Source organism: Algimonas porphyrae (assembly GCF_041429795.1).
GTDB classification, from domain to species: domain Bacteria; phylum Pseudomonadota; class Alphaproteobacteria; order Caulobacterales; family Maricaulaceae; genus Litorimonas; species Litorimonas porphyrae.
In genome coordinates, this window is the sequence record NZ_CP163424.1 from 760,584 (window position 1) to 773,728 (window position 13,145).

Annotated in this window: 15 protein-coding genes; 12 read left to right on the forward strand and 3 right to left on the reverse strand. The window is 61.9% G+C overall.

What is annotated here, in order from left to right:
• Positions 1-70: 70 nt before the first annotated feature.
• From AB6B39_RS03800 to gspM, 12 genes are all read left to right on the forward strand, one after another.
• Positions 71-877 (forward strand): DUF547 domain-containing protein, encoded by an 807-nt coding sequence (locus tag AB6B39_RS03800; protein WP_284373447.1) that lies wholly within the window; start codon positions 71-73, stop codon positions 875-877.
• A gap of 10 nt (positions 878-887) precedes the next feature.
• Complete coding sequence (locus AB6B39_RS03805) at positions 888-1,661, forward strand: TVP38/TMEM64 family protein (protein ID WP_284373446.1); 774 nt, start codon at positions 888-890, stop codon at positions 1,659-1,661.
• Between the two features lie 3 nt (positions 1,662-1,664).
• Positions 1,665-3,101, forward strand: a complete 1,437-nt coding sequence (locus AB6B39_RS03810) for a dihydrolipoyl dehydrogenase family protein (RefSeq protein WP_284373444.1) — start codon at positions 1,665-1,667, stop codon at positions 3,099-3,101.
• Positions 3,102-3,185: 84 nt separating this feature from the next.
• A complete protein-coding gene (gene gspE, locus AB6B39_RS03815; RefSeq protein WP_284373441.1) occupies positions 3,186-4,670 on the forward strand; it encodes a type II secretion system ATPase GspE in 1,485 nt (494 codons plus the stop codon).
• A gap of 3 nt (positions 4,671-4,673) precedes the next feature.
• On the forward strand, positions 4,674-5,891 hold the full coding sequence (locus AB6B39_RS03820) for a type II secretion system F family protein (RefSeq protein WP_284373439.1): 1,218 nt from the start codon (positions 4,674-4,676) through the stop codon (positions 5,889-5,891).
• Positions 5,892-5,899: 8 nt separating this feature from the next.
• Positions 5,900-6,349 (forward strand): type II secretion system major pseudopilin GspG, encoded by a 450-nt coding sequence (gspG, locus tag AB6B39_RS03825; protein ID WP_284373437.1) that lies wholly within the window; start codon positions 5,900-5,902, stop codon positions 6,347-6,349.
• The gene (locus tag AB6B39_RS03830; RefSeq protein ID WP_284373435.1) at positions 6,324-6,821 is read left to right on the forward strand and encodes a prepilin-type N-terminal cleavage/methylation domain-containing protein; all 498 of its coding nucleotides are present in this window, start codon (positions 6,324-6,326) and stop codon (positions 6,819-6,821) included. Before gspG ends, AB6B39_RS03830 begins: the two co-directional genes overlap by 26 nt.
• Positions 6,818-7,228, forward strand: coding sequence for a type II secretion system minor pseudopilin GspI (gene gspI, locus AB6B39_RS03835; protein ID WP_284373433.1), 411 nt, complete (start codon positions 6,818-6,820; stop codon positions 7,226-7,228). The genes AB6B39_RS03830 and gspI overlap by 4 nt, the downstream gene beginning before the upstream one ends.
• Entirely contained in the window at positions 7,225-7,851 is a 627-nt protein-coding gene (gspJ, locus tag AB6B39_RS03840) for a type II secretion system minor pseudopilin GspJ (RefSeq protein ID WP_284373431.1), read from the forward strand. The genes gspI and gspJ overlap by 4 nt, the downstream gene beginning before the upstream one ends.
• Positions 7,844-8,902, forward strand: coding sequence for a type II secretion system minor pseudopilin GspK (gspK, locus tag AB6B39_RS03845; protein ID WP_284373429.1), 1,059 nt, complete (start codon positions 7,844-7,846; stop codon positions 8,900-8,902). Before gspJ ends, gspK begins: the two co-directional genes overlap by 8 nt.
• Complete coding sequence (gspL, locus tag AB6B39_RS03850; protein ID WP_284373427.1) at positions 8,899-9,951, forward strand: type II secretion system protein GspL; 1,053 nt, start codon at positions 8,899-8,901, stop codon at positions 9,949-9,951. The genes gspK and gspL overlap by 4 nt, the downstream gene beginning before the upstream one ends.
• On the forward strand, positions 9,948-10,409 hold the full coding sequence (gene gspM, locus AB6B39_RS03855) for a type II secretion system protein GspM (RefSeq protein ID WP_284373424.1): 462 nt from the start codon (positions 9,948-9,950) through the stop codon (positions 10,407-10,409). The genes gspL and gspM overlap by 4 nt, the downstream gene beginning before the upstream one ends.
• A 60-nt stretch (positions 10,410-10,469) precedes the next feature.
• On the opposite strand, the gene lptB is transcribed toward gspM, so the two are convergent.
• The 3 genes from lptB to lptC are packed head-to-tail and all read right to left on the reverse strand — an operon-like array spanning position 10,470 to position 13,068.
• Positions 10,470-11,276: an LPS export ABC transporter ATP-binding protein gene (lptB, locus tag AB6B39_RS03860; protein ID WP_284373421.1), complete on the reverse strand. Its 807-nt coding sequence runs from the start codon at positions 11,274-11,276 to the stop codon at positions 10,470-10,472.
• 2 nt (positions 11,277-11,278) lie between these two features.
• Positions 11,279-11,842: an LptA/OstA family protein gene (locus AB6B39_RS03865; protein WP_284373419.1), complete on the reverse strand. Its 564-nt coding sequence runs from the start codon at positions 11,840-11,842 to the stop codon at positions 11,279-11,281.
• Positions 11,843-11,865: 23 nt separating this feature from the next.
• Positions 11,866-13,068 carry an LPS export ABC transporter periplasmic protein LptC gene (gene lptC / locus AB6B39_RS03870; RefSeq protein WP_284373417.1) on the reverse strand — a complete coding sequence of 401 codons (1,203 nt, stop codon included), beginning with the start codon at positions 13,066-13,068 and terminating at the stop codon, positions 11,866-11,868.
• Positions 13,069-13,145 lie beyond the last annotated feature (77 nt).

A 13,145-nucleotide genomic window follows, 5' to 3' on the forward strand; every position in this document is an offset into this window, starting at 1 on the left:
AAATCTCGTGTAGAGCGCTGATCGAACCCGGGGGCTAAGGGGCGCGCAGAATCATTTTGGAACGAACGGTATGATTAAGACTTTTCTCATCAGTGCGGCTTTTATCGCCGCCCCTCTTGCGCTTTCATCAATCGCCTTTGCCGCGGAGACGTCCGGAATGACCGAAACCCAGACCTCCATGACCGAGGCTTATGCGAACGTGCTGGCGCGCAATATGACGCCGGGGCCGGATGGGGTGATGCTGTTTGATTATGCATCCGTAAAAACCAATGGTGATCACGACACGATCAAGGCCTTCATCGCCGAACAGGCGGCGCTGACACCGTCCGAAATGAGCGATGCTGAGGCTACAGCCTATTGGGCCAATCTTTATAATGCGATCACGCTGGACGTCGTTCTGGACGATTATCCGGTCAAGTCGATCCGTTCGCTCGGCTTTCTCAGCTCCGGCCCGTGGAAACGTGATGTCGTCACCGTCGAGGGCGAGGTGCTGAGCCTTGATAACATCGAGCATGACATTCTACGTGTCGATTTCGCCACGCCCTACATTCATTATATGGTCAATTGCGCCTCGATCGGTTGCCCGAACCTTCGCCCTGAATTGTGGACGGCGGACGGTATGGAAGCGGACTGGCACGACGCCGCTTCCGCCTTCATCAATGCGGACCGGGGCGTGACAATCGACGCCAAAGGCCGCATCGCGGTCTCGAAAATCTACAAATGGTTTGCCGATGATTTCGGTCAGACCGAAGACGATCTGCGCGCCCATCTGGCCCAGCATGCGACGGGCGAAAAGCGCGCAGCCCTGATATCCGGGGCCAAGTTCCAAGGTAGTCATTACAACTGGGATTTGAACCGGCCCAAACAGGGTGGCTAAGCGATAGATCATGACCGAGACAATGCACGATATGCCGCCTGCCGACGCAGTGTCAAAACCCCTCTGGAAGCGCCTGCTGCCGCTGGGCATTATCGCCGTAGCGCTCGGTCTGTTCTTCGCGCTGGGCGGACCGGACTATGTGTCGCTCGACAGTCTAAGGGATAATCGAGACGCGCTCAGTGCGCTGGTAGCGGATAATTTCGTGCTCGTCCTGCTCGGCTTCATCGCCCTTTACGCCATACTGGTCGGGATCAGCTTTCCGGGCGCGAGCTTCCTGTCCATTTTCGGCGGTTTCCTGTTCGGCGCGATCGTTGGGGGGCTGGCCGTGGTGATCGGCGCGACTCTCGGCGCGACGGCCATTTTTCTGGCGGCACGCTACGCTTTTGGCGACGCGCTATCGAAAAAGGCCGGACCCTATATGAAAAAGTTCGAAGCGGGCTTGAAAGAGAATGAACTGTCCTATCTGTTCATCCTGCGTCTCATTCCGGCCTTTCCTTTCTTTATCGTCAATATTGTTCCGGCCCTGTTCGATGTGAAAATCCGAAATTACGTGCTGACGACTTTCTTCGGCATCATCCCGGGGTCCTTCGTTTATGCCAGTGTCGGCGCTGGCGTCGGAGCCATTTTCGATACGGGGGGCGATGTTCAACTGTCGGGCCTGATGCTGCAGCCGAAAGTGATCGGCCCGATCCTCGGCCTGATCGCGCTGAGCCTCCTGCCAATTCTCTACAAGAAATTCTTCCAGAAAAAATCAGCGGGCGCGACCGCAGGCACCGAGGGCTAGATCATGTCCCAAGATTCAAAAAAGACGGTTCACGCGGTTGATCTGTGTGTCATCGGTGCGGGCTCGGCCGGTCTCTCCGTGGCTTATGGTGCCTCACATCTTGGCCGGTCCGTCGTTCTGTTCGAACGCGAAGCCATGGGCGGCGACTGCCTGAATACGGGCTGCGTCCCATCCAAGGCGCTGATCAAGGCCGCCAAGGTCGCCCATGACCGCCGACACGGCAGCGACTACGGCATTGCCCCCTCCGAACCCGAAATCGACTTCGAGGTCGTGAAGGCCCACATACAGGGCGTGATCGACCAGATCGCCCCTGTCGACTCGGTCGAACGCTATGAAGGTTTCGGCGTCACCGTCATCAAGGAAGACGCCGCCTTCACGGACGAACGCACCGTGGAATCGGAAAATCACATCGTGCGCGCCAAGCGCATCGTCGTGGCCGCCGGGTCGCGGGCCAGCATCATCCCGATCCCGGGCCTCGACACGGTCGATTATCTTACCAACGAGTCCATATTCCACGTTGACCGCTTGCCGGAACATCTCATGATCATCGGCTCGGGCCCCATCGGGCTGGAAATGGGTCAGAGCTTCCGCCGTCTGGGGTCCGATGTCACCATCATCGATATTGCCGAGCCATTGGGCCGTAGTGACGCCGATCATGCGGCGGTCCTGCTGGATCAGCTCCGGTCCGAAGGCGTCGTTTTTCGCGCGCCCGTCAAAACCAAACAGATCAGCCAGAACGCGAAAGGCCAGATCACGGTCGAATTTGAAGAGGGCGAGTCGATTACGGGCTCACACCTCCTGGTCGCCGCGGGCCGCGCGCCCAACGTCGAAGGGCTGGCGCTTGAAAAGGGCGGCGTGACCTATGACCGCCGCGGGATCGAAACCGACGCTGCGCTACGAACGTCGAACAAGCGTGTCTACGCGGCAGGCGACATCGCCGCCGGCAAGGGTGGCTTGACCCATGCGGCAGGTTTTCATGCCGGCGCGCTGATCAAGAACCTCTATTTCATGCCGCCTGGACTGGGCGGGATCTTCGCCAAGGCGACGACCGACCGCATGCCCGCCGTGATTTATACCCAGCCCGAACTGGGCACGATCGGCGCGGGGCCTGACGAGGCCGCCAAGACGCTTCACTTCGAATTCGACGAAAACGACCGCGCCATCGCCGAACGCTCCACCTTGGGCGGCGTCAAACTCTATCTCAACGGCAAGTCCAAGATCATCGGCGCTTCCGTCGTCGGCGAACAGGCGGGCGAAATGATCAACACGATCAGCCTGGCCATGGCGGGCGGGCTGAAACTGTCGCAGATCAGCGGCATGATTTCACCTTATCCAACACGGACGGAAGCCGTCAAACGTGCCGCCTCCAGCCATTTCACCGACGCCATCTTCGGACCCAAGGCCCGCGCCTTGGCCGGGTTCTGGACGAAGTTTCAGTAGGAAGACACCCAGCGACCGCAGGTTGGCCTGCGCACGACACAAAACTTTAATGTCACGCGGCGCAAGCAGCGCTATAACGGGTGAATGTCCGCGCCTGCGTCAAGACCCCTACTGGCTTACAGCTTCGCCCGTCAGCACGGGGTGATCGCCGTGCCGGGCGAGGGCGGAACGGTCACGCTGGCGCATCGGCCCTCTGCATCCAGGGACGCGCTGATTGAAGCGCGGCGCGTCGTCGGTCATCCGGTTGCGCGCGAAACGCTGACGCCCGAAGCGTTCGAACAGACGCTCTCCGGCCTTTATGCGCAAGCGGACCTGTCATCTGCGTCCGAAGACGCGCTGGGCGCGCCGCAGGATCTGTCGGCACTGGCCGATGGTCTGCCGCGCACGTCCGACTTGCTGGACAGTTCGGACGATGCGCCGATCATTCGCCTGATCAATGGCGTGCTGCAGGAAGCGATCCGCTCGCGGGCCTCCGACATTCACATCGAACCCTATGAAGAACGGCTGGCAGTACGCTTCCGCATTGACGGAACCCTGTCCGAAGCCCTGTCGCTTCCGGCCCGTCTGGCCCCGGCCCTGACCAGTCGCGTCAAGGTGATGAGCCGCCTCGACATTGCGCAGAAACGCATACCGCAGGATGGGCGCTTCTCGCTCAATCTCGGGGAGCGGGCGATCGACCTGCGCGTCTCGACCCTGCCGTCGCGGCACGGCGAACGCGTCGTGATGCGGATACTGGAAAAGGACAATCAGCGTATGGCGCTGGAAGAGCTGGGCATGGACCCGGCGGTGCAGGATACATTTGCCAATGCGCTGGCCCGTCCTAACGGGATCATTCTTGTCACCGGGCCGACGGGCTCAGGCAAGACCACATCACTTTATGCGGCGCTGTCACGGCTCAATGACGGGTCACGCAATATTCTGACGGTCGAAGACCCGGTCGAGTATGCGCTGGACGGAATCGGTCAGACTCAGGTCAACAACGCCGTCGGGATGAGTTTCGCGGCGGGGCTCCGCGCGATCCTGCGACAGGACCCGGATGTCGTCATGGTTGGCGAAATCCGCGATCCGGAAACGGCGGAAATTGCCGTGCAGGCCTCGCTGACGGGTCACCTGGTGCTGTCCACCGTCCATACCAACAGTGCGATCGCCTCCGTGGCGCGGCTGCGCGATATGGGCGTCGAGCCGTTTCTCCTGTCGTCGACCCTGACGGCACTGATTGCTCAGCGTCTGGTTCGACGCCTGTGTGATGATTGCAAGGCCCCCTATGATCCCAGCGCGGCGGAACTGGCGGAGCTGGGACTGACAGGGCGCGGCGTGACGATGTACAAGCCCGTTGGCTGTTCGCATTGTTCGGGTGTCGGCTATCGTGGTCGCTTGGGGATTTACGAGATTGTTCCAATGGACGAGACCCTGCGCGCCATGATCCATGAAGGCGCGACGGAAAGCGAGATGGCAAAACAGGCCTTCGCGGCGCGTCAGACCCTGCTGGCGGATGGGGCGGACAAGGTCTTGGCCGGACTGACCAGCAGCGACGAAGTGTTGCGCGTCTGCCGCACGGACGAGGCATAGGGTTTGGAGGCGTTCGACTATGCCGCGCTCGATGCGCAAGGGGAGCGTCGCAAAGGGACGCTGATGGCGACCTCAGCGCGGGCGGCTCGCGATCAGTTGCGGGCGCGCCGCCTGACACCAGTCCAGATCAAACCGTCGCGGTCGAAGACCGCATCCGGTGACGGCGAAGCCGATGGCGGGGGTAGCCGGATCAAATCCACTCATATCACCCGCGCGGCGCGGCAGCTCGCCATTCTGATCTCGGCGTCGACACCGGTTGAGGAAGCGCTCCGCATTACTGCGCTCCAGTTCGAAAAATCGCGCTTGCGCGCTGTGTTGCTCGACGCGCGCGCCCAGGTCATGGAAGGAGCGCGCCTGTCCGAAGCGCTGTCGCGTCATCCGAAAGTCTTCGATCCGCTCTTTTCCGCCATGGTCGCGGCGGGCGAAACCGCCGGGCAGCTCGGACCCGTTCTGGAACGCCGGGCCGACGATATGGAAGCGGCCGATACGCTGCGTCGCAAGGTGCTGGGCGCAATGGCCTATCCGATCGTGCTCCTGCTGCTGGCTCTGGTCGTGACCATCGTGCTGATGGCGCTGGTCGTTCCGAGAGTGGCCGAACAGTTCACCGTTCTGGGCGAAGAGCTGCCGCCGCTGACGCGCGCGACGATTGCCGCCTCGGACTTTCTGATGGCGCAATGGTGGCTGATCGGGCTTGTCCTGGCCGGTCTTTGGATGGGGTTCATCCTGTGGAAGCGTTCCAGTCCGGGGCGACGGCAATGGGACGCGTTCAAGCTGCGCATGCCCGTGATCGGGCGGATCATCCGCAATCTCGAGGCGGCGCGTTTCTCGCGGACGATGGCGGGGCTGATCTCGGCCGGCACGCCGGCGCTCGCATCTATGGAAACGGCGCGGCATACGCTCCGCAACACGGTCATGCACGCCGCCGTCGGCGATGCCGTCCTGCGCGTGCGCGAAGGGGCTGCCGTCAGCGCGGCGCTGAAACAGACGCAGGTTTTCCCGGCGCTGGTCGTTCAAATGGTGTTGGGGGGCGAAGCCTCTGGCAATACGGGGCCGATGTTCGCCAAGTCGGCGGATTATCTGGAAGGCGAGTTCGAAGCGGCCATGGATATTTTTCTCAGCCTTCTGCAACCTTTCATCATCATCTTTCTGGGCGGGATCGTGCTGCTGGTTGCGGCGGCGATCTTCCTGCCCATACTGCAGCTCAACACTCTCAGCTTTTAGGCGTGACCATGGCGATACACTCAAGACCGCAACGAACACCCCGCACGGGCGAAGACGGCTTCACCCTGACCGAAGTGCTGGTCACGATGGCGATCATTGGTCTGCTGGCGACGGGTGTTGTGCTGGCCGTTCTGCCGCGACTGGGCGATGCCTCCATCACCAAGGCCCGTGCAGACATCGCGTCCTACGAAACCGCGCTGGAATTTTATCGGCTCGATCACTTCCGCTATCCCTCGGAGCAGGAAGGGCTGGAAGCGCTGGTCGAAGCGCCTTCGACAGTCGATGCGGATAAATATCCCGCAGAAGGCTATATACAGCAGCTGCGCGACGATCCGTGGAACAATCCCTACATCTACCGCAATCCGGGTGAGAACGGTCCCATCGACATTCTGAGCTACGGCGCGGATGGTCAGGAAGGTGGAGAGGGCGCTGATGCCGATATTGGCAACTGGCAATAGGCTGATATCCGACCGGAACGGTGAGGGCGGTTTCAGCCTCGTCGAGCTGCTGGCGGTGCTGGCTATCTTGTCCCTGATGGTCGGGGCCGTGGTCATGAACCTGCCGCAGCCGCGCAGCGAAACAGATCGCGCATCCGAAGCCATGGCCATGCAGCTCGACAGGTTTCTGGACGACGGAGCCATCGCCGGGGAGGTTCGCGCGCTTGGGCCTTATGCGGGCGGGCTTGCTCTCTTTCGCCATGACGGCCTCAGTTGGGTTCAGACGGACGATCTGCCCTGGCCGAATGCGGCGCAGCTGCGACTGGAGCGGGGCGGAGAGCGAGTCGATATTCCCGAACTGGCGGCTCCGGGCCTGCTGTTCGAACCTTACGGTTCTGTGCCTGATTTCACCCTGATCCTGCAGGACCGCCAAGCGAGCTACGAATTGCAGTCTGACCCGCGCGGGCGGATCATCCGGATTGTCGATCGATGACGGCGCGGGACCACGGCTTTACCCTGATCGAAGTGCTGGTCAGCCTGGCGATCTTCAGCCTCGCCATTGTCGGGCTCAACCGCGCGGCGACACTGGCCGTGTCCGGCGCGTCGACCTTGCAGCTCAAGACACATGCGGGCTTTGTGGCCGACAATGCCGTCGTGCTGTCGCGCATCGGGCCGATCGCGCGCGAACTGGGGGTCGAACGAAACGCGATCGAATCCGGTGGCATCGGGTTCGATGTCACGATTGAGACGGTCGCCACCGAACTGGCTGATTTTCTTGAAATCCGGGTCCGCGTCACGCAACAGGGCTCAGACCGTGTCCTGATCGAACGGCGCGCCTTCCGCAATGAAGCCCTCTGGGTCGTGGCCATGCCCGAAGGCGAAGCTGAGGACAGGCCGTGAGCGAGGCGCGCCCCATATGCGGCGGCAGCTCCACGCAGCTTTCAGCCGGGGGTGATGCAGGCTTCACGCTTGTCGAAGTCCTCGTCTCCATGTTCATCTTTTCGCTGATCAGTGTCGGCGCGTTGATCGCGCTCTCCACCACGCTGGATGCCCGCGAGAAGGCGCAGGCGCGGATCGAGAATGTCGAGCGTCTAGCGGCGGCGCGCCGCCTGCTGGCCGACGATATCGGCGCGTCCGTGCAGCGCACCAATCGCGACGGGCTGGGCGGCTTCATCGATCCGACTCAACAGGTCGCCCAACCGGATCAGCTGATCGTGACGCGCCGGGGGCGACCTAACCCGGACGGGGCCTTTCCGCGTGGCGACCTGTTGCGGGTCGCGTGGCGTGTGGAAAACGGTCAGCTGATCCGGGCCTTCCTTCCGCATGAAAATCCCGCCTACGTCGAACCGCCTATCGACCGGGTCGTACTGATCGGTGTGGAACGAATGGAGATCATGACGATAGCCAAATCCTTTACTACGACGGAGACCGTCCCCCTCAGCGAGGCGGTCGCCGTTTTTGTCACCTTCACACACACGGACGGGACCACGACCCGTCATCTGTTCGAAATTTCCGATGTCTAGGGACGCATCCAATCGCGAGGACGGTACCGTCCTGCTCAGCACATTACTCGTGCTGGCCCTGATGAGCGCGGTGGCGTTGGGTCTGCTGGCAACGGTGCGCACGGCCATCACTCGCGCGACCTCCCTAGAGGCGCAAGCCCAGACCGATCTCTACGCGCAGGGCGCTCGTGATTTCGTCCAGTTGCAGCTGGATCAGTTCCGCTCGGTCGAGGGTTCCCAGTTGAACGCCGCGCTGGCGACAGCCGAGCCAGCCCTTCTGCCGTTCGACAATGGCAATATCGAGCTGCGCATTGCCGACGGAACGCAATGTATGCGCCTCAGCGCGCTCACTGACACAAATGGCGAAGCTCAGGATACGGAGCAGTTGATCTTCGCCGCGCTCATGACCGCTCTGGGTGTGGATGGGTCGCGCGCCGAGCGTATTGCGGCCTCAATCATGGACTGGGTCGATGCGGATTCGCAGACGCGATCTTTGGGGGCGGAAGATGGGGTCTATCTTTCGCGCTCCGACACGCAGGGTGGTCCCCACCGCACAGCCAATACGGCCCTGCAATCCGTTACGGAATTGCGGTCTATTGACGGGATGGATGAGGCTTTGTTCCAGCAGCTTCTGCCCTATCTCTGCATCGGAACGGTCGGCGCGCCGACCGTGTTCAACATTGACGGCGCACAGCTCTGGCAGGCTCCGGTGCTGGCGGCCCTGCTGGGATCCGATCCGGAGGCGTTCCAGCTGGCGACATCCCTGATCGAAGGGCGGCCATCCAGCGGCTATGGCTCGTCGGAAGCCTTGCTGGCCAGCCCGATACTGGAAGGCTTCGACACGGCGGGCACGCAGCTGGCCAGTATCGTCTTTGCCCCGCAACGCATCACGGCAGAGACGTTGATCCGCTATTCGGGTGTCGAGACGGCGCAGTTTCTGGCCTATGAAGGGGTGGACACGGGGCGTCCGACGCTCACATATCGCAGTGACGGATGGGACGAATTTCCGTCACTGGCCCTAGCGCGTCTGGATAATCAGGCGGGCTTGAACGAAGAGGATGCAGAACGGTGATCGACAGTTTCATCATCCTGCCGGACCATGCCGGGGGCGATGCGCTTCTGGCCCGTCGCAGTCGTGACGGGATCGTCACCACACGCGGTGATGTCGTGACGCTGACCCCGCTGCTCGGGCCGCCTTATGCCGTCATTATGCCGGGCCAGTCTGTTCGTGCCTTTCTGACGGATGTGCCGGAGCGGATCAAAGGCGCTGAGCGCATCAATGTCGCCCGGTTCGCCCATGAAGATCAACTGGCGACCGATCCGGACGCGTTGCATATCGTCGTCGGGCCCGGGGACCCGGCCCTCACCCTGATGGTCGCCCGGTCCGATATGGACAGCGTACTGCAGGCGCTCGACCCGAACAGGATGTTGGCGGATTTCGACGCGCTGGCCGGTCTGGCTGGTGAGGATATCGGTCTGCTGGACCGGGTCGTCACGCCGGGGCCGCAGGGTATGAGTGTCGACCGCGCCTGGGTGGACGGGTCCGTCACGCAGCTGGATGACGACACCATCGCACGCGCTATTTTCGACCGCTTGGATGGTGATGGCTATGTCGATCTGCGCAGTGGCGCCTATCGCCGCCGCGCGAACATTCAGGCCGGACCTTGGGCGCGGATTGCCGCCGTCGCGCTGCTCTGCTGCGTATTGGGCCTCGGATTATCCTGGGCCGATAGCCGTGCCAAGCTGCAGCAGGCGGACGCGCTGCGCGATCAGGCGAAGGCCCTCTATACGCAACGGACGGGACAGCCCGCCCCGGATAATCTGTCACGACTGGCGCGCCTCTCGACCACGGCAGAGGCGGATGCGGCGAACTTCCTGGCCCTGTCGGACAGTCTTTTCGCCGCCCTGTCGCGCCACCCTGATATCATGGTCGAACGCCTGTCCTTCGAAGCGCGCGAAAACAGCCTGCGTTTGCGACTCATCTATCCGGGTTTCGAAGCGGCAGGGGCGCTCGAACGCACAGTCGCCGAATCCGGTGCAGTTTTCGTGACGGGCGGTGTCCGCGAACAGGGAGGGCGTTTCATCGGCGATGCCTCTCTGGCGCTGGGTGAAGCGTCATGATCGCCTCGATCCGAAACTGGTGGGACGGGCGTGAGCCTCGTGAACGGCTACTGCTGAGCGTTCTGGCCGGACTGGTCGGCCTGTTCGTCCTGATTTTCCTGCTTGTTCTGCCAATTCAGTCCGCCCGCGCTGACGCGCAAATCGCGCTGGACCGGGCCAAGCAGGAGCTGGCCCTGGTCAGTCGGGTCACGCCGTCACAGGGTCCTGCGACGCCCGGCGCGCAAATTCCCTTCGACCGGACGGTCCTGATCAGCACGGCGCAATCGCGCAGCATCAAGCTGACGCGCGTCCAGCCCGCCGATGACGGGGCGTTCGCGGTCTGGATCGACGATGCCCAGACGGACAATCTGTTCGGCCTGTTCGACGATTTGCTGGGCGATTACGCAGCGACGCTGGACCGCGCCGTCATCAGCGCGGACGCCAATGGGCGTCTCAGCGCGCAATTCACGGTGAGATAGCGATTTCGGGTGTAGGTCGTGCCGGGCACGCCCAGCCAAGCCTCGTCGGGCAGTGTCGCGTCAGGCGTATTTTTCGCCCAGATAGACGCGCCGGACATCCTTATTGGCCCGGATCTCTTCCGGGGTTCCTTCGAACAGGGCTTCGCCCTGAAACAGGATCGAGGCGCGATCGACAATGTCGAGCGTTTCGCGCACGCGGTGATCCGTAATCAGAATGCCGATGCCGCGCTGTTTCAGATAAAGTACAAGCTCGGAAATATCGGCAATCGCGATCGGGTCGATGCCGGTAAACGGCTCGTCCAGCAGAATGAAGGACGGGCGAGAAGCCAGCGCCCGCGCGATCTCGACGCGTCGACGTTCCCCGCCGGACAGGGCCAGAGCGGGCGATTTTCGGATATGACCGATATTCAGCTCGTCCAGCAGGGCATCGACATTGTCGTCCCATTTGCTGCGGTCCTTTTCCGTCAGTTGCACGACGGCCTTGATGTTTTCCTCGACCGACAGGCCCCGGAAAATGCTCTGTTCCTGCGGCAGATAGCCGACGCCGAGGCGCGCGCGCTGATACATGGGCAGCTTGGTGATGTCCTGACCATCCAGCGAGATCGATCCGCGATCCGCCTCGATCAGTCCCATGATCATATAGAAACTGGTCGTCTTGCCGGCACCGTTCGGCCCCATCAGGGCGACGACTTCGCCGCGCTGCACGGTCAGAGTGATGTCCTTGACGACGACGCGTCCGCGATAGGCTTTGCCGATATTATTGGCCGCCAGCCCGGTCGCAGGCGGGGTTATGACGGTCGAAGCAGGCGCAGAGCCGCCCTGCGACAGGGGTGCGTCCACGGTCGGGCTGTCAAGCGAATCCGCCATGATCAGGAGCCTGCATCCGTGACGGCTTGTGTGTTCTTGATCAGGATCGCGACCCGACCGTCCGATCCGCATTTGCGGCCTTGGCAATCGGAAATGACACGGGCCCGCTCGGTCGCCAGATCATAGATCAGCTTGGTTCCGCGAACCACACTGTCGTCCTGAACCAGAATGACGTCACCCGTCACTTCGAACGTATCGGTCGCGGCGGTGTAGATGCCGCGATTGCCGCGCACTTCCTGCTCGGGCGTGATATAGTAGAAATTACCGGTCGCAACGATGCGCTCAATGTCACCCGCCACTGTGCCGACAGCCGGGCCCGTCGCGCCATTGGCGGCTGCTTTGGAATAGATCACCATTTCATCGGCCAGGATCCGGACATCGTCCTGTCGGGCATCAACCTGCCCGGTCAGGGTGGTGACACCCTTCACGGATACGGCATCGTCGGCATAGAGCTGAATATTGCCGCCCGACGCGCCTGCAAACTGGGCCTGGGCCGAACTGGCCAGGAACAGGGCGAGAAGGACAATGGCCGGGAAGACTGCCAGAGGGGCTGAAATGAAACGCATGTCAGGTCCTGTTTCGTAAACGACTATTGTTCGATGGTCAGAGCGACCCGGTCGCCGCTCTGGCACCCCCGGCCCTGGCACTGGCCGGAAAAGCGAATGGTTTCGGTGACTGTGTCATAGACCAGGCGGTCGGTCGAGACTGCATTGCCACCGGGCTGGACAACGGTCACATTCCCCGTGACCGTGACCTGTGTAATATCGCGCTCATACACGCCGACATCCCCGCGCACATCATTATCCTCGGTGACATAGCGGAAATTTCCGGTTCCGGTAATTTCGCGGATCGCGCCGAGCCGGACCGAGCCGACGGAATTCGGTTCGGCGGCATCGCGCAGGATCGTCATTTCGTCCGAATAGATGGTCGAACCTTCCTGAATGACGACGACGTCGCCCCCAAGATCGGTCGTGCCGCCATAATAGGTGGCTTGTCGTGCCGTCACATCGATCGGGCCGTCCCCGTCAAAGCCGAACAGGCGCCCGGAGGTCGCAGTCTCGCTGGCTTGTGTGCCGCGCATCAGTTCGGTGGCCGACGTGTTGCGATTGATGACGCCCGTCATGCCGTCCTTGAAGATGAAGGTGCGGTAATTGTCGACAATTTCGTAAGTCTGTCCGGTCACAGTGCCGAAATTCCCGGTGCAGCGGATCGGTTCGTCGCCGACAATCCGCTTTTCGCGGGCAAAAATCCGCGCATGCGTCGTCAGGCAGCGATAACCGTCATCGGTTTCCAGTACGACATTTTGTGGTTCTCCATCGGTCCGGTCCGGATTGGTCCGCAGATTGAGGATCTTGTTCACATCGTCATAGGTGCCGGTATCGGCTTCCACGAAGGAGCTTTCCGAGCCTTCGGCCCGGATGAATTCCAAGACGGGCAGGTTCAGCGCGACTTCGTTGCGGTTTTCGAGCTGACGCGTGGCCGATTCCGATGTCAGGTAGAATGGCAGTCCGTCGCCCGTGCGACCACTATAGCGCGGATTGATCATGCGAACCGACGTGTCCGGGTCATCGGCAATCACGACGTCCGAACTCTGCGTCGCAAAATAGAAGGCCAACAGCCCCATCAGCGCGATCGAGGCGGCGATCAGAGCCTGACGCAAAAAGGCGATGCGTTGCGTGTGCTTGCGGGCGGCCTCCAGCGTCAGCGTCCGCTTGGGCTCCCACAGGCCCAGCGCATCGCTCGCCGCATGTGACCGCGCGGGCAGAGGGGATTGTAAAGACAAATCGACCATGTCGCGCCCGCCTATAGGGAAGTCGGCCCGCCTTGGGTAGTGGCACTATGCGTCAATGAGGGGTTTGTAAGGGTGAA